Source organism: Pseudomonas sp. dw_358 (genome assembly GCF_018449655.1).
GTDB lineage: Bacteria > Pseudomonadota > Gammaproteobacteria > Pseudomonadales > Pseudomonadaceae > Aquipseudomonas.
The window spans coordinates 14,644-31,192 of record NZ_JAAVUX010000018.1; the positions used below are offsets into that span (position 1 = coordinate 14,644).

The 16,549-nt window shown below is 63.8% G+C and carries 16 protein-coding genes; 9 read left to right on the forward strand and 7 right to left on the reverse strand.

The features are described 5' to 3' along the window. Positions 1 to 93: 93 nt before the first annotated feature. Both HB675_RS21090 and HB675_RS21095 read left to right on the forward strand, forming a co-directional pair. The gene (locus HB675_RS21090) at positions 94 to 2,211 is read left to right on the forward strand and encodes a TonB-dependent siderophore receptor (protein WP_218626623.1); all 2,118 of its coding nucleotides are present in this window, start codon (positions 94 to 96) and stop codon (positions 2,209 to 2,211) included. A gap of 77 nt (positions 2,212 to 2,288) precedes the next feature. Continuing rightward, a complete protein-coding gene (locus HB675_RS21095) occupies positions 2,289 to 3,482 on the forward strand; it encodes an amino acid aminotransferase (RefSeq protein ID WP_213881080.1) in 1,194 nt (397 codons plus the stop codon). Here the strand turns inward: HB675_RS21095 and HB675_RS21100 are convergent. After that, a complete protein-coding gene (locus HB675_RS21100; RefSeq protein WP_213881081.1) occupies positions 3,475 to 4,182 on the reverse strand; it encodes a response regulator transcription factor in 708 nt (235 codons plus the stop codon). The genes HB675_RS21095 and HB675_RS21100 overlap by 8 nt on opposite strands. Positions 4,183 to 4,375: 193 nt before the next feature. Here HB675_RS21100 and HB675_RS21105 point away from each other — a divergent pair, with 193 nt between their 5' ends. From HB675_RS21105 to HB675_RS21115, 3 genes are all read left to right on the forward strand, one after another. Then, positions 4,376 to 5,485: an ABC transporter substrate-binding protein gene (locus HB675_RS21105; protein ID WP_213881082.1), complete on the forward strand. Its 1,110-nt coding sequence runs from the start codon at positions 4,376 to 4,378 to the stop codon at positions 5,483 to 5,485. Positions 5,486 to 5,553: 68 nt separating this feature from the next. Beyond that, entirely contained in the window at positions 5,554 to 6,558 is a 1,005-nt protein-coding gene (locus HB675_RS21110) for an iron ABC transporter permease (RefSeq protein ID WP_213881172.1), read from the forward strand. Further along, on the forward strand, positions 6,555 to 7,334 hold the full coding sequence (locus HB675_RS21115; protein WP_213881083.1) for an ABC transporter ATP-binding protein: 780 nt from the start codon (positions 6,555 to 6,557) through the stop codon (positions 7,332 to 7,334). Before HB675_RS21110 ends, HB675_RS21115 begins: the two co-directional genes overlap by 4 nt. Positions 7,335 to 7,340: 6 nt before the next feature. On the opposite strand, the gene HB675_RS21120 is transcribed toward HB675_RS21115, so the two are convergent. Further along, on the reverse strand, positions 7,341 to 8,738 hold the full coding sequence (locus HB675_RS21120; RefSeq protein ID WP_213881173.1) for an ATP-binding protein: 1,398 nt from the start codon (positions 8,736 to 8,738) through the stop codon (positions 7,341 to 7,343). A gap of 201 nt (positions 8,739 to 8,939) precedes the next feature. Here HB675_RS21120 and HB675_RS21125 point away from each other — a divergent pair, with 201 nt between their 5' ends. Continuing rightward, positions 8,940 to 9,872: a cupin gene (locus HB675_RS21125; protein WP_213881084.1), complete on the forward strand. Its 933-nt coding sequence runs from the start codon at positions 8,940 to 8,942 to the stop codon at positions 9,870 to 9,872. On the opposite strand, the gene HB675_RS21130 is transcribed toward HB675_RS21125, so the two are convergent. The 4 genes from HB675_RS21130 to HB675_RS21145 all read right to left on the reverse strand — a co-directional run bounded on the left by HB675_RS21130 (position 9,865) and on the right by HB675_RS21145 (position 12,744). Beyond that, positions 9,865 to 10,743, reverse strand: coding sequence for a LysR family transcriptional regulator (locus HB675_RS21130; protein WP_213881085.1), 879 nt, complete (start codon positions 10,741 to 10,743; stop codon positions 9,865 to 9,867). The two genes, HB675_RS21125 and HB675_RS21130, sit on opposite strands and share 8 nt — an antisense overlap. A 60-nt stretch (positions 10,744 to 10,803) precedes the next feature. Continuing rightward, on the reverse strand, positions 10,804 to 11,076 hold the full coding sequence (locus HB675_RS26010) for a helix-turn-helix domain-containing protein (RefSeq protein WP_345945787.1): 273 nt from the start codon (positions 11,074 to 11,076) through the stop codon (positions 10,804 to 10,806). 202 nt (positions 11,077 to 11,278) lie between these two features. Continuing rightward, positions 11,279 to 11,824: a DUF4174 domain-containing protein gene (locus tag HB675_RS21140; protein WP_213881086.1), complete on the reverse strand. Its 546-nt coding sequence runs from the start codon at positions 11,822 to 11,824 to the stop codon at positions 11,279 to 11,281. Between the two features lie 68 nt (positions 11,825 to 11,892). Further along, the gene (locus HB675_RS21145; RefSeq protein ID WP_213881087.1) at positions 11,893 to 12,744 is read right to left on the reverse strand and encodes a LysR substrate-binding domain-containing protein; all 852 of its coding nucleotides are present in this window, start codon (positions 12,742 to 12,744) and stop codon (positions 11,893 to 11,895) included. 133 nt (positions 12,745 to 12,877) lie between these two features. Between HB675_RS21145 and HB675_RS21150 the strand changes: the two genes are divergently transcribed. Beyond that, positions 12,878 to 14,167, forward strand: a complete 1,290-nt coding sequence (locus HB675_RS21150) for an aminotransferase class I/II-fold pyridoxal phosphate-dependent enzyme (protein WP_213881088.1) — start codon at positions 12,878 to 12,880, stop codon at positions 14,165 to 14,167. On the opposite strand, the gene HB675_RS21155 is transcribed toward HB675_RS21150, so the two are convergent. Then, positions 14,161 to 14,406 (reverse strand): hypothetical protein, encoded by a 246-nt coding sequence (locus HB675_RS21155; protein ID WP_213881089.1) that lies wholly within the window; start codon positions 14,404 to 14,406, stop codon positions 14,161 to 14,163. The two genes, HB675_RS21150 and HB675_RS21155, sit on opposite strands and share 7 nt — an antisense overlap. Before the next feature lie 293 nt (positions 14,407 to 14,699). Between HB675_RS21155 and HB675_RS21160 the strand changes: the two genes are divergently transcribed. Next, a complete protein-coding gene (locus HB675_RS21160; RefSeq protein WP_213881090.1) occupies positions 14,700 to 15,140 on the forward strand; it encodes a CBS domain-containing protein in 441 nt (146 codons plus the stop codon). A gap of 160 nt (positions 15,141 to 15,300) precedes the next feature. Next, positions 15,301 to 16,401: an MltA domain-containing protein gene (locus HB675_RS21165; protein ID WP_213881174.1), complete on the forward strand. Its 1,101-nt coding sequence runs from the start codon at positions 15,301 to 15,303 to the stop codon at positions 16,399 to 16,401. Positions 16,402 to 16,549: the final 148 nt, after the last annotated feature.

Sequence of the window (16,549 nt, forward strand, 5' to 3'; positions counted from 1 at the left end):
AACGCGCCGTCAAAAATTTGTTAAATCATATTGCTAACGATTCGCATTGTCAGCAGAATCACGTTCCCATCTTTTACATTTGGAAACGCGATCTTGAATGCCCGCCTCTCCGCCAGCCTGATCCTGGCCGGTCTCTGCAACGCCATACCGGCCGCCCACGCTGACGATGTCATCTCCCTCCCCGCCACCCAGATCGAGGACACCAACACCCGGGATGACACCCAGAGTCAGGGTTATCAAGGCAAACCTGCTACCAGTACCACCAAGATGGGCCTCACCAACCAACAGACGCCACAGGCCATCACCACCATCACCCGCGCCGAAATGGATGATTTCAAGATCACCGGGATCAAGGACGCCTTGCGTTCGGCGCCGTCGGTGACCGTGGAGCAAAGCGAAACCGACCGCACCGAGTTCACCTCGCGGGGTTTCGATATCACCAGTTTCGAGTTTGACGGCATGGGCATGCCCTTCGCCCAGACACTCCTGGTGGGGGATCAGGACATGGCCGAGTTTGAGCAGCTGGACGTGCTGCACGGCGCCAACGGCTTGATGAGCGGCACCGGCAACCCCTCGGCCACGGTCAACTTTGTACGCAAACGCCCCACCGACAACTTCCAGGCACAGGTGAGTGTGACGGCGGGTTCTTTTGACAGCCGCCGTGAAGACGTCGACGTCTCCGGCCCGCTGACCCCCAGCGGCAACGTGCGCGGTCGCTTCATCTATGCCCACGAGAAGGGCGACTCATGGATGGACCGCTACAGCCATGAACGCACCGTAGCCGCTGGCCTGCTGGCCTTTGACCTGTCCGCTGCCGACACCCTGACCGTGGGTTTTTCCCAGCATGACAGCGACTCCAATGGCAGCAGCTGGGGCAACCTGCCCTTGGTGGACGCCAACAACGTGCCGGTGCACTACAGCGGCCGCAGCGCCAACATTGGCCAGGACTGGACCTACTGGGACGTGCACACCCAACGTGCCTTCGCCGAGCTCAAGCATGACTTCGGCGGCGGCTGGAACGCCACGGTGACGGCCACCGGGATCACCGAGTACCAGGATACCAACATGGCCTACGTGGGCTCTGTGGACGCTGACGATGCGTCGGTGTTTGCCGCCCATACCAGCAGCAGAACCCATGAAATGCTCGGTGAAGCCAAGGTCACGGGGCCGTTCAGCCTGTTGGGTCGCGACCACGAACTGACCGTCGGTGCGGCCTATGGCCGGACCCATCAGACGGCGAGGGAAACCGACGCCATGCCCACGGATGTCGGTTACTACACGACCTCCTTTGCGGGGCTATTGGCCGGGACCACCCCTGAACCCTCGTTTCAGTACAGCGACCCGTCAATCGACGGGCAGAACTTCACCGATACCCAGAAAAGCCTTTTCGCCGCCGGACGCTTCAGCCTGACCGACGACCTGCACTGGATTGCCGGGGCACGCCTGATGAGCCTTGATGGCTCGGGTGACAACTACGGTTCGGACCACTATCAGCGCGAGCATGGCAAAGTCACGCCTTATACCGGGCTGGTCTACGACATCAATGATCAATGGACCGTCTACACCAGCTGGACGAAAATCTTCAGCCCGCAATACGCCTACGTCGGTTTTGACGGCAAGCCACTGGACCCGCTGGAAGGCAAGAGCCTGGAAGCCGGGGTCAAGGGCAGCTTGATGGACCGCAAGCTGGACCTGACCGCGGCGGTGTTCAAGGCCGAGCAGGATAACGCCGCCGACACTGCCAACTACGTGATTTCGGGCAGTCAGTACCTGTACGGCACCCAGGACTACAAGAGCCATGGCGTCGAGTTGCAGGCCTCGGGTGAAGCCTTGCCGGGTCTGGAGTTGCTGGGCGGCTACACGTATGTGCGGATCGATAACGAGGACGGCGACAAGTCCCGTGAATACGTACCGACCCACAGCTTCCACGGCATGGCCACCTATCGCCTGCCCGGCCTGCCCAAGGCTCGCATCGGCACCCGCGTCAGCTGGCAGAGCGCAACCCAGGCCGACAATCTCGGCGATGTGCGCCAGAACGCCTACGCGCTGGTGGACCTGATGGCCAGCTACGACATCGACAGTCACTGGAACGCCTCGCTGAACTTCGACAACATTACCGACCGTAAATACCTGCTGTCACTGTACAGCCAGACCGCCGGCAGCTATGGCGCACCGCGCAACGTCAGCGCGACCTTGACCTGGAAGTACTGAGTGCGGTGACTGTTTCAGGGGGTGTGAATTAGGTAAGGTACGCCCTCGGAAAACATCCCTCTGTGAGCCCCCTGCCCATGTTCGAACACCTGGAACCTGTCCCTGGCGACCCCATCCTGGACCTGCTGCAAGCCTTCATTGCCGACCCCCGGCCGCAGAAGGTCAACCTCAGCGTCGGCATCTATTACGACGAACACGGTCAGGTGCCGTTGCTGGAGAGCGTCGCGCAGGCCCAGCACTCAGTGTTGGAGGCTGCGCCCTCACGCAGCTATCTGCCCATGGAGGGCGATGCCGAGTATCGCCGCTGCGTCGGCCAGCTGGTGTTTGCCGACAGCGTCGATACTCAGACCTTCAGCGTGGTCACGGTGCAGACCGTGGGTGGCTCCGGTGCGCTCAAGGTCGGCGCAGACTTCCTCCAGGGTGCCTATCCCCAGGCGACGGTCTGGGTCTCGGACCCGACCTGGGACAATCACTACGGCATTTTCGAAGGCGCGGGTTTCAGCGTGCGGCGCTACCCGTATTACGCCGCGGCTACTCAAGGCTTCGATTACCCTGCCGCGCTGGCGGCCTTCGAGGCCTTGCCGGCGAGCAGCATCGTCGTTCTGCACCCCTGCTGCCACAACCCTACCGGCGTGCAGCCCAGCCAAGCGCAATGGCACGGTCTGCTGGATGCGTTGCAGACAAGGAATGCGGTGGTGTTCATGGACATGGCCTACCAAGGCCTGGGCCTGGGGCTGGATGAAGACGCCTGGCTGGTGCGCGAGTGCGCCCGTCGCGGCCTGGAGTTCTTGCTGGCCAACTCGTTTTCCAAGACCTTTTCCCTGTATGCCGAACGGGTCGGTGCCTTGAGCGTGGTGGTGCGCAAGGAGCAGGCGACGACCCTCATGGGTCAGCTCAAGCGCGCGGTTCGGCGCAATTATTCCAGCCCGCCGCTGTTCGGTTCGCTGCTGGTCAAGAGCGTCCTCGGTGACCCGGCTCGCGCCGCGCTGTGGCGTACGGAACTGGCGGCCATGCGCGGGCGCATCATCGACCTGCGCCGCGGGCTGTTCGAAGGTCTGACCACACGCATGCCCCAGCGCGACTTTTCCAACCTGCTGCATCAACAAGGGATGTTCGGCTACACCGGGCTGAGCCCGGAACAGGTGGATGCGTTGCGCGAGCAGCACGGGATCTATGCGCTGCGCACCGGGCGCATCTGCATCGCCGGGCTCACGGCCGAGAACACCGAACGGGTCTGCGACGCGTGGGCGGCGGTAGTAGCGCCTACGTAGCGGGGTGTACGTCGGCCTGCAACATATACCCCTGGTTGCGCACCGTCTTGATCAACCCCGCCGACAACTGCTGGCGCAAACGGCTGACGCACACGTCGATCGAGCGGTTGAACGGTGTGCTGTCCTTGTCGAACACGTGGTTGAGCAGAAACTCGCGGCTCAGCGGTCGATTCGGGTGCTGAAGCAGCAGGCGCAGCAAGCGAAAATCCGAATTGCCCAGTGACACCACCACCCCCTGCGGTGACAGCACATGGCGCGCGCGGGTGTCCAGGCGCCAGCCGGCGAAGTCCAGCAACGCCACCTCGTCCACCCGGGCGCGGTCGGGAAAGCTCTGCACCCGGCGCAAGACCACCTTGATCCGCACCAGCAACTCCCGCGGATCGAACGGCTTGGGCAGGTAGTCATCGGCGCCGATTTCAAGGCCCACGATACGGTCGATCAACGTCCCGCGAGCCGAGATCATGATCACCGGCGTGTGGCTGCGCGCGCGCAGGTCACGGCACAGGATCAGGCCGTCTTCGCCGGGCATGAGGATGTCCAGCACCACCAGATCAATGACATTCAATTCAAGGCGCCGGCGCATTTCCCGGCCATCCGCAGCGGTGCTCACCTCGTAGCCTTCGGCGCGCAGGTAGTCGGTGAGCAGTTGACGGATGTCCGGGTCGTCGTCGACGACCAGCAGGTGATTAGCCTTGAGCATAAAGATGAAGAAGTCCTGCCAATACAAATGTAATGGAATGTGTTGAGAGCCCGTTGGCGCCCACTTTATTACAAAGCGACATCTTGTGGCGCGGGGTCAGTCATTAGACTGCCGAATCGAAATAATATCGATTCCAATCTGGAAATGTCATCTCGCCAGTATTGGCTTGTGCCTGCCCCCCCGGAGACTCACGATGTCGCGATTGTTCAACCTGCAGCGTCTGGCCGCAGCCTTTCTCTTGACCCTGGCCTTCATTCAAGGCGCCCAGGCGCAGGCAGTCACCGACGCCCTGGGCCGCAAGGTCCAGGTACCGGATCACGTACAGCGCATCATCCTCGGCGAAAGCCGCCTGATCGGCGCCGTGGCCTTGCTCGACCGCGATGATCCTTTCGGCCGCATCGTCGGCTGGCAGAACGATCTGCACAAACTCGACCCCGCAGGGTTCGCAGCCTATCAGGCGCGCTTTCCCAAAATCGTGAACATTCCGTTGATCGGCGAAGCATCCGAACAAAGCGTCAGCGCGGAAAAGGTTTTGTCCCTCAAGCCTGACCTGGCGATCTTCAGCGTCTCGGGCCACGGCCCGACCGAACACAGCCCGGTGGCCGATGCCCTGATCCAGGCCGGTGTCGCGGTGCTGTTCGTCGACTTTCGCATCCACCCGGTGGCCGGCACCCACGCCAGCCTGACCGCCATGGGCCAGGCCCTGGGCCGCGAGAAGGAAGCCAAGGCGTATCTTGACTTCTATGATGAGCACCTCAAGCGCATCACGGACGTGGTCGGCAACCCTGCCGATGCCCAGCGCCCGACAGTCTTCCTCGAACTGCTGGCCGGCGTCTGGCAGGCACCGGGCCACACCACCGGCCAGAGCGGCATGGGCGAAATCATTCACCTGGTGGGTGGCCGCAACATCGCCGCCGGCGTGATCCCGGGTGCGCTCGGCGACATCAGCGTCGAATACGCGCTGAAGGCCGACCCTGACCTGTATGTGGTCACCGGTAACCATGCCCCCGGGCTGGTGCTGGGCGCCGGCGTGGACGAAAAGACCGCTCAGGCGTCGCTGGACAAGGTCCTGCAGCGTCCAGAGTTCGCCGGCCTGCGCGCCGTTCACGACGGTCACGTGCATGGCCTGTGGCATGACTTCTACAACTCGCCGTTCGACATCCTCGCCATCGAAGCCCTGGCCAAGTGGGTCAACCCGCAAGCCCTGGCCAGCCTCGATCCGGCGCAGACCCAGAGCGAAATCAATCAACAATTCCTCAAAGTCCCTCTGCAGGGCCAGTATTGGGTCGACAAAGCCAAGTGAACGCGCCCCTGACCGTCAACCTGGACGCTGACCAGGACTCCTGCTTCGGCCTGGCCCACCGTCAGCGCATGCGACGCCGCGTGTGGCTGATTGCGGTGCTGGCGGTGGCCTTGCTCTGCTCGGTGCTGGTGGACCTGGCCAGCGGCCCGTCGGGCATGGGCCTGGGCGCGCTGCTGCATGGCGTGCTGCATCCTGGCCAGCTGGACGCCATGGACCGCGTGATTATCTGGAACGTACGCCTGCCCTACGCCTTGATGGCAGTGCTGGTGGGCTGCGCGCTGGCCCTGGCCGGCGCCGAGATGCAGGCCATTCTCGACAATCCGCTGGCCAGCCCCTTCACGCTGGGGGTGTCCTCGGCAGCCGCATTGGGCGCTTCACTGGTGATCATGTTTCCTCTGGGCCTGAGCTGGCTGTCGAACAACGCCAGTATTTCCCTGGCGGCCTTTGTCTTCGCGGCAGGTTCGGTGTTTCTCCTGCAGGCCATGTCGCGCCTGCGCGGCGCCGGGGTGCAAAGCCTGGTGCTGTTCGGCATCGCGCTGGTGTTCAGTTGCAACGCGCTGGTGGCACTGCTGCAAATGATGGCCACTGAAGACATCCTGCAACAGCTTATTTTCTGGACCCTGGGCAGCGTCACCCGCGCCGACTGGAGCAAGCTGGGGGTGCTCGCTGCCGTGATCGCCGTGGTCATGCCCTTCTCCTTGGCGGCTGCCCCGCGCCTGACCCTGCTGCGCATGGGCCAGGACCGGGCGCAGAGCTTCGGCGTGGACGTCAAGCGGCTGCGCTTTATCGCCCTGCTACGCATCAGCCTGCTAAGCGCGGTGGCGGTGGCGTTTGTCGGCACCATCGGCTTCATCGGTCTGGTCGGGCCCCATGTGGCGCGGCTGCTGGTGGGTGAGGATCAGCGCTTTCTGCTGCCCGCCAGTGCATTGGTAGGGGCCTTGCTGCTGTCGTTGTCGTCCATTGCCAGCAAGCTGATCATCCCCGGCATGATCGTGCCGGTAGGCATTGTCACTGCTCTGGTGGGGGTGCCGTTCTTTGTCGCGCTGGTGTTCAAGAAAGGGGGTGCAGTATGAGCCCTTCGTTGTTGATCTCGGGCATCGAGGTGGCCTATGGGCGCAAGCGCATTCTGCACGGAGTGAGCCTGCCCGCCCTGCCACCGGGCAGTGTGACTGCGCTGATCGGCCCCAACGGCGCCGGCAAATCCACGCTGCTGCGGGCGGTGGCCGGGTTGGAGCGCTTTGCCGGCCAGGTGCAGGTGGGTGACGCCGACCTGGCCCACATGAGCATCGCCGAGCGAGCCCGCCACGTGACCTACATGCCGCAGACGCTGCCGCCCAATCTGGACCTCAGCGTCCTCGAATGCTTGCTGGCCGCCCTTCGCGCCCGGGGCGACGGCGGCACTTCGGCGGCCATGCTGGAACAGGCTCGCAACGTACTGACCCGCCTGGGTATCGCCGCGCTGGCGGACGCCTACCTCAGCCGCCTGTCCGGTGGCCAGAGGCAGTTGGTCAGCCTGGCGCAACTGGTGCTGCGCCGCCCGCAGGTGATGCTGCTGGACGAACCCACCAGCGCCCTTGACCTGAACTACCAGCTCAAGGTCATGGAATGCGTGCGTCAACAAGTGCGTGAACATCAGGCCGTGGCGGTGGTGGTGCTGCACGACATTAACCTCGCGGCTCGCTACGCCGACCACCTGGCGGTGCTGCAGAACGGGCGTTTGTACGGCTTTGGCTCGCCGGCGCAGGTGCTGGATGCGCAGCTGTTTGCCGAAGTGTACAAGGTCAGTGCGCGGTTGGATCGCGATGAGCTGGGTGGGGTTCGGGTGAGGGTCGATCACGCGCTGGGCTGAAGACCCTTACCCGGCAGGCAGTTCCAACACCGCCTGCAACCCACCTCCCGGCGCATTGCTCAACACCAGAGTGCCATCATGGGCCTCGGCCACCGAACGCGCGATGCTCAGGCCCAGCCCATAGCCCCCGGTGCCCTGATTGCGTGAGCTTTCCAGCCTGAAGAACGGCTCGAACACTTGCTCGAGCATGGCCTCGGGAATCCCGGGGCCCTTGTCGCTGATGACGATGCGTACGCGGTGCGATGTCTCGCTGATCACCACCTGCACCTGGGCACCGTAGCGCAGGCCGTTTTCCATCAGGTTCTGCAGGCAGCGACCCAGGCTGCGCGGGTAGCCAGAAACGGGGCGACTGGCCTGGCCGAGCACCTGCACAGGGTGGCCTTCGTCTTCCAGATTGGCTTGCAGGCTGGATACCAGCGAATTGACGTCCACCGTCTGCCGTGCCTCGTTGCTTTGACTGCTGGAGGCGAAATCCAGGGTGCTGGCGACCATCTGTTCCATCTGCTGAATATCCCGGCACAGCGCATCGCGCAGCGGTTCTTCGTTCACCAGTTCGGCACGCAGGCGCATACGCGTGATGGGTGAGCGCAGGTCGTGGGAGATGGCCGCCACCACCCGGGTGCGCTCGGCGATGGTTTCGATCAGGCGCTGCTGCATCGCATTGAAGGCTTCGGCAGCCCGTCGAACTTCCTGGGGGCCGTCGATGGGCAAGGGCTCACGGTGGAGATTTTTGCCCAGGGCCTGGGCCGCGCGGGCCATACGGTTCAGGGGGGCGATAACCAGGCGCACGGCCAGCAGCGCGATCAGCACCACCACCCCGATCCGCAGCAAGTAAATGCGCACCACGTAGTCCAATACCAGGTCCCAGGGGTCATTACTGGTCCAGCCCTGAGCCTCTTCGGCGTCCACCTGCAGCCAGCGCCCGTCTGCGACCTGCACATCCAGCGAAAAGCGTCCGAGGGTGCCGCTAGCGCTCAGCAGCGCAGCCAGCCCTGCCGGCGCCGCGCTGCCGTCAAGCAACTGTAGCTGACGCAGGTACAGGATAACCGGATGGCCAGTGCGAGCCTCGATGACCTGACGCAGCAACTGTTCGGTGGCGCGGCCGGCGTCGCTCAACGAGGCGACCGGCAAGGTCGGCGGCGGGGTCAGGCGGACCTTGAATTGCGGGCCACCGACCATGTCGATGAAGGTCTGGAGCTGATCGGGTTGACGCCGCACCATCTGCAGGATGTCGCCCAGTCGCGTGCCGATCAGGCGAGTGGGGATTTCCAGCGCCTGGCCGTGGCGTTTGTCGAACCAGATGCTGCTGGTGGCCATCTGCGCCGCCAAGGTGCCGAGCACCAGAATGATGACCAGACGGCCAAACAGGCTGTCAGGGATGAATCGCGGGATCCGTTTGAGCATGGACATGACGAAGGAGCGGTAACCTGTCTGGGCAAGGCTCCTCATGTGCCCTGCAACACGTTTGACTGTACTGCAATACGCCACACAGGCCCAATGAAGCTGCCCCTTTCTGCACAGGTGCTGTGCCGACGGAGGGATTCAAGGCCGGGAAGCAGCTGCCTATAGTCTGTACAGCACAACAACAGCAAAAAGGATCCGACCATGAACATTGCTTTGCAGCCCACCCCTCTCGACACCCATGATCAGGAGGCCGAGTATTTCGAATACAGCAAGGCCGCCAACCCCATCAGCGCCAACCTGATCACCCGGATTCCGTACCAGAGCTTCCCGGCTGCGCTCTACGATGCCGGCCCGTCGCGAGTGGTGCCATTGGATCTGAGCGAGGCCCTGGGCTGCGAAGGGCCGGCCACGGGGCCTGGCCTGTGCGCCAACTTCGTCCGCCTGAACGCGGGCGACACCCTGACCCTGGCGCCCAATGCCACCTCCCAAGTGTTCTACGTGATCGCCGGCGTCGGCGTGACCCAACAGGGTGACGCTTCCATGGCCTGGACCGCAGGCTGTTTCATCGCCCTGCCTGGCCTTGATCCCGCGCGCTTTACCGCCAGCGAAGACGCTCGCCTGTACTACGTGCACGACGAGCCGCTGTTGCGTTACCTGGGCGTGACTCACAGCAGCGATCGCTTTGCGCCGACCCTGTACCCGGCGGACGTCGCCAACCGCAAACTGCGCGAAGCCGCCGCTGACCCACGGGCCCAGGACCGCAGCCGCATCAGTATCCTGCTGGGCAACCGCAACTTCCCCCAGACCCGCACCGTGACCCATGTGCTGTGGGCGATGTACGGGATCTTGCCGGCCGGCTCCGTGCAGAAACCCCATCGGCACCAGTCCATTGCCCTGGACTTCATCATCGACTGCCCGCCCGGTTGCTATTCACTGGTAGGGACCGAACTGGATGCCGACGGGAAGATACGCAACCCGGTGAAGGTCGACTGGGCGCCCGGCCTGGCCTTTGTCACGCCGCCCGGCTACTGGCACGCGCATTTCAACGAATCGGGCACCGAGGCCTTCCTGATTCCGATTCAGGATGCCGGGTTGCAGACCTACCTGCGGGCCTTGGACATCCGCTTCAGCTGAGGCCCTGCCCGTCCGGTTGAATGCCGATGCGCTCGATCATGAAGTCGATGAAGCAGCGCACCTTGGACGACACGATCCGCTTGGGCGGGTAGACAAACCACACGGCCACCGGCGCCACGGGCTGCCAATCCGGCAGCCATTTCAACAACTGGCCCGCCGCCAGGCTGTCGGCCACCAGCCAGTCAGGCAACAGCCCCACGCCAAGCCCCTGGCGCACCGCCAATAGCCGGGCTTCAAGGTCGTTGATCCGGATCTGCTGCCCCCCGGCCCATTCAGGCTCGGCCAGCAGGGCAGTGCCGATGACCGCCGGCAAGCGGATCAAGCCGTCGGGCGATGCGGGCTCGCCATGTTGCGCGGCAAACGTCGGACTGACCACCAGCAGCTGGCGCTGCTCGGTGATCTTGCGCGCCTTGAGGCCCGAGTCGGCCAAGGTGCCGATGCGAATGGCCAGGTCGATACCGGCCTGAATCAGGTTGGCCTGGGCTTCGTCCAACAGCAGTTCCAGGCGCACTTCGGGAAAGCGCTGGAGGAACTCCGGCAGGGCGGGCAACACATGTCGGCGGGCGAAGGCCGGTGGCAAGCTCAGTTTGAGGAGGCCACGAGGGTGCTGGTTCAAGGCCGAGGTGGCGGCCTTGGCCTGCTCCAGCTCATCCAGCACTCGACGGGCATGGAGCAGGAAGGTTTCACCGCCCTCGGTGAGGTGCAGCATCCGTGTCGAGCGGTTGAACAAGGCAATGCCCAGGTCCTGCTCCAGCTCCTTGACGTAGCGCGACACCGTCGAGGCCTTGATCCCCAGCCCCTCGGCCGCCTGGGAAAAACTGCGGCTTTGCGCGGCTTCCACGAACGCCGTCAATGCAACGAAATAATCCAACGGCGACCTCGGCCAGGCTGGGTTCAGAGGTGCTCAGACTAGGCTTGGGTTGCGCCAAGATCAACCACGGCGCGGACCGACGTCCAGGCCCAGGCGATTGGCAAGGCGTACCAGATTGCCCCGGTCCATCCCGAGCGTGCGAGCCGCTGCGGCGACATTGCCACCTTGGGCGATGAGCCGCTGGCGGATGAGTTGACGCTGGAAGTCGTCCACGCGAGTGCGCAGGTCACCCTGATCCAGCTCGGGTGCAGGCCGGGTCTGATCGGCCGCCGCCAGCCGCTCGGTGGGCATCAGGTCGAGGTCATCGGCGTGCAAGGTGACAATCTCGGGCACGCCGGCGCCGTGCGGGCGTCGGCCCGGTGCTCGCGGTCCGAGCCGACCCGCTGCAAGTGACCGTCCTGCAGAACCCGCAGCAGCTTGGCCTGTACGGCCAGCGGCAACTCCCCCACTTTGGCCGGTCAATTGCGCAGTGGCGCCCAGCCGCAATGGGCAGCCCATGCAGTCATGAACGTCCAACTGCCCCTGCATTGGCCTGTCAGTCATCCAGCCCGGAAGGTGGCTCGGCCGGTGCGGCCTTGCCAGCCTTGGCGCCCTTGCCGGCTGGTGCTGCCTTGGCCGGCGCCTCTTCAGGGGCAGGAGTGGCCTGCTTCTCGGCCATCGGCATCTGATCGATGGCGGCGAAGATCTTCTTGAGATCCACCGTACCCTTGTCTTCGAGCTTCTTCTCGCCGTCCTTGCCCACCAGCACCACCCACGCCGCGTCGCTGGCCCCCAGCTTGAGCTCACGGATCATGGCCATGGTCGGTTGCGGGTCGAGGTACTTGCCGTCGCGTTGGCCGATGGTGCCGGCGACGGTGTAGAGGACCATATTGCGGTCCTTGAACGCCTTGTTGGTGGCCGGGTCTTCCAGGGCCTTCTTCACTCCGGTGATGGCCGGGTCGGCACTGGAACGGGCAATCACGATCAGCGGCCGATATTGGCCGCGGTCCTTGAGCAACGGCGAGTCGCTGTCGGCAGCCAGGACCGGGGCGGCCACTGCGGCGGCCAACAGGGCAGTGAGGGTGCAAAACCGGCTTAGCATGCTCGTCTCCTTTTTCGTTTTCGTGCCTTTATGATTGTTCATAAGGGCAAAAGATCCAGTGCGCGCCGTCAAAGACGCAATTCCAGGAGAATCTGTTCTGCCAGATAGTCGCAAGGCGGGCGTGTCGACCGGGCACTACGGGCCAGTACTATTTCAAGGGACTGGACAGCGGGCAAGCCTTCCCCTGCATCAAGATGTATCAGGCGCTCCGGCACCGCGCAGCGTGCCAGGGGCGCCACCGCCAATCCGGCATCCACCATACTCAACAGGCCCATCAGGCTAGGGCTTTCGTAGGACATGCGGTAGGCAATCCCGGCGCTCTGCAAGGCGCGGATTGCATGGGTACGCGACACGCTGCCCTCGCCGAACACGGCAATGGGCAGCGGCCGCTCGCGGCAGATCTGCCGGCTGTTCGGCGACCCGGCCCAGATCATCGGCTCGTTGCGCACGAATTCGCCGGTGACCCCAGGGATACGGGTCATGCACGCAAGGTCCAGGCGGTTGTTACGCAGCAGCGGCACCAGCGCCGCACTGGGCAAGCCGACCACCTCGATGTCGACCCCGGGGTAACTCGCCGAGAAGCGTCGCAGCACCGGCGGCAACAAGGTTGCAGCGTAGTCATCGGGCACGCCGATGGCGACGCGGCCGGTGACCTGCGGGTGGACCACCGCGCCCCACGCCTCGTCCCGCAGCTGCAACAGGCGCCGCGCATAACCCAGCAAGGTCTGCCCCTCTGCAGTCAACGCCAGGTTGCGCGTGTTGCGCACGAACAGCGCCTTGCCCACCAGGCCTTCAAGCGCCTTGATCTGCATGCTCACCGCCGACTGCGAGCGATGCACCTGCTCGGCGCCGCGCACGAAACTGCCGCCATCGGCGACGGCGACAAACATGGCCAGCAGGTCCAGGTCGAACTTTTTCATCAGTGGCATCCTGAAAGGGTTCCGGGTTTCCATTGATCAGAAAACCTGACGAGTCCCTTAAATTTAATTCGTTTTACCACTGACTTCACCCATTGGACAATTCGCGCCTCTTTTCCCTGCCCGAGACCCCGAAATGCCTGCACTCCTGCGCAACGCCCCCGCCAGCGAACCGACCGCACTCGCTCGCCTGACCCAGCAACACCTGGAAGTCTGCGCACGAGGTCTGGCCATCAACATGACCCGTGGCGTGCCGGCGGCCGAACAGCTGGACCTGGCCGAAGCCTTTCTGGCGCTGCCCGGCGTCGACGGCTGGCACACCCGCGACGGCAGCGATGCGCGCAACTACGGCGGCCTGCAGGGTTTGCCCGAAGTGCGTGAACTGCTGGCGGGCCCGTTGCTGGGGCTGCCGGCGGAGCAGGTAGTGATCGGTGAAAACTCGAGCCTGGCGTTGATGCATGAGGCCTTGAGCAATGCGCTGCTGCACGGCATGCCACGCAGCGAGCGGCCCTGGTCCCGGGAAGCGGAGGTCAAATTCATCTGCCCGGTACCGGGGTACGATCGGCATTTCAGCCTGTGCGAAGGGTTCGGCATCCAGATGTTGCCGGTGCCGCTGCTGGAAGATGGCCCGGACATGGATCAGGTCGAAGCCCTGGTGGCGGCCGATCCGGCCATCAAAGGCGTCTGGTGCGTCCCCAAATACAGCAACCCCAGTGGCGTGATCTATAGCCAGGCCGTGGTCGCGCGGTTGGCCGCCATGGTCACGGCAGCGCCGGATTTCAGTATTTTCTGGGACAACGCCTATGCGGTCCACCACCTCACCGCGGCACGTCCGCAGAACCTGGACATCTGCGGCCTCGCGGCAGCCGCCGGGCAAAGTGATCGGGTGTTGATGTTCGCCTCGACGTCCAAGGTACTGTTTCCGGGTGCCGGCCTGGCCGTGTTTGGCGGCTCACCGAGCACCGTGGATTGGTGGCTGCGTCATCGCAGCTTGCGTACCATCGGTCCGGACAAGCTGAACCAGCTTCGGCACGTGCGATTTTTCGGCGACAGCCAAGGCATCGAACGGCACATGCAGGCGCAACAGCAGGTGCTGGCACCGAAATTTTCGTGTGTCGATCAGGTGTTTGGCGAGCACTTCGCCGAAGGTGCGGCGCGCTGGAGCCGTCCGCTGGGAGGGTATTTCGTCAGTCTGGAAGTGCAGCCCGGTTGCGCGCGGCGCACCGTGGAGCTGGCCCGTGAAGCGGGTATTGCCTTGACCCCCGCCGGTGCCCCTTTCCCCTATGGACGCGATGCCCACGACAATCTCATCCGGATTTCCCCTACCTGCGTAGGGATCGGTGAGTTGGCACAGGCCTGCGCCGTCGTGGCGCTGTGCGCAAACCTGGCGGCTGCGCAACAGGCCACTGCCGGGGACTATCAATAACGCTGATACTGCGAACCGAAAGCCTTGGCGTTGTCCGCGACGATCACGTCGCCGTCGGCAGCGTGCTTGAAGCCGTCGGAGGACTTGACGCTGCCGGTCTGAGCGACCTTTACCGATTGCACCAGAGCGGCGTGGGCGTTATTGCTGCTGGCAGCCACAGTGCTGTGCTGCGGGCTGGCGAAGGCGGCGGAAGTGGCCAGAGCCGACAATGCCAAGGTAAAAGCAAATACGTTTTTCATGGTGATTCTCCAAAGGGTTGAACGAGTTGATGGGGTCAATCCTATTGGCTTGCGCTCGTCTTGAGAAACCAAGTACGGGCATACTGAACATTGACGAGAATGATCATTGCTCGTCGTCCTGCGTCCTCCCATGACTCAGAAGTTACCAGCACGACGGTGGCGAACCTCGTGAACTTGCTGTTAGGTGCGGGGGTTTCATGCGGGATGAAATTGGTGTCATTCTAGGTTCCGTAGCCACTGGCTATTCGCGCACAGATAAACCCTTATTAGAAAAACAACGGAGTGGCACTGCCATGAAAACCGTCGCCGAATTGCTCAAACTCAAGGATCTCGACCACCAGCACGTGCACACCATCGCCCCCCAGCAGATGGTGCTTGACGCGCTCAAACTGATGGCCGAGGTGAATATTGGCGCCCTGCCCGTGCTGGAAAATGGCCAGGTGGTCGGCGTCGTCAGCGAGCGCGACTATGCGCGCAAAGTGGTGCTCAAGGGTCGCTCGTCCATCGGCACGCCGGTCAGCGCGATCATGAGCTCGCCGGTCATCACCGTATCGCCCCAGCACAGCATCGAAGCTTGCATGGGTATCATGACCGAGCGTCACCTGCGTCACCTGCCGGTGGTTGATGACGGCAAATTGTTAGGGCTTTTGTCCATAGGCGACCTGGTCAAGGAAGCCATCGCCGAGCAGAGCGACCTGATTCAGCAGCTTGAGCAGTACATCCGCGGCGAGTAAGCGCCTTGGGGGACCACCGTCTCGGCGGTGGTCCCATTGGACATTTTCCCCCACATTCCCCAAGCTGTGCGCCCCACCCTCCTTTCAGGAACCGCCGCGCGTGATCTCCCCTCGCTTCAGGCAGCCGCTGCGGCGCTGTCTGGCCACCTTGTGCGTCTCCATGCTGACCCTGCTGGCTGCCTGCAACGGCGGCAAAAGCACCCCGCCGCCCGCCGTCGCCACTTACACCCCGAGTACCTGGGAGGCATTGCCGCCCGTGTCCGACAATGACCTGGTGGCGGGATTTCAAGCCTGGGTGTCATCCTGCGTACGGCTGACCAAGGACCCCGTCTGGGCGGTGTCCTGCAGCAGCGCAGCCCAGGTGAACGCCACTCCCGAGGCGATCCGCACGTTCCTCCAGACCAACCTGCAAGTGTACAGCCTGCGGTCGCCTGGCAAGGGAGACCAAGGCCTGATCACCGGGTATTACGAGCCGGTCTACCGCGGCAGCCTGACCCGTACGTCCACCGATAACGTGCCGGTGCTGGGCGTACCGGATGACCTGATCGTGGTGTCGCTGGACAGCATCTACCCGGAACTCAAGGGCAAGCGCCTGCGCGGGCGCCTGGAGGGCCATGTGCTCAAACCCTATGACGACGCCACGACCATTGCGTCGGCCACCACGCCCAAGGCGCCAATCCTTGCCTGGCTGAGCAGCCCCATGGACCTGCAGTTTCTGCAGATTCAAGGGTCGGGACGCATCCAGCTCGACAGCGGCCGGCAGTTGCGCCTCGGCTACGCCGACCAGAACGGCTACCCCTACAAGCCAGTGGGCCGCTGGCTGGTGGAACAGGGCCAGCTCAAGCAGGACGAAGTGAGCATGGGCAAGATTCATGAGTGGGCGCAAATGCACCCCGAGCGGGTCAACGAGCTGCTGGGCAGCAACCCCAGCTATGTATTCTTCAGCGTTCGCCCCGACAGCAACGAAAGCCCGCGCGGCTCGCTCAACGTGCCCTTGACGCCTGGCTACAGCGTGGCCATCGACCGCAAGGTGATTCCGCTGGGCAGCCTGCTGTGGCTGAACACCACGCGCCCTGATGGCAGCGCGCTGGTACGGCCGGTCGCTGCCCAGGACACGGGCGGCGCGATCGCCGGCGAGGTGCGCGCCGATCTGTTCTGGGGCACTGGCGACGCCGCCGGCGAACTGGCCGGCAACATGAAGCAGAGCGGGCAGATCTGGCTCCTGTGGCCCAAGGGCGCCGCGCTGCCGCAAATCCATTGACAATGGCGTCATTCGGAACGGCGATCCGGACGACCGCCATCAGGGCCTGCGGCGGCCGGACTCGGGTGCAGGCCCCGGCCCCCAGCGCGACCCGCCCTTCTGTCTGCCGATTTCCGGGGGTCACTCAGCATCTGCTCCGCCTGGTGGA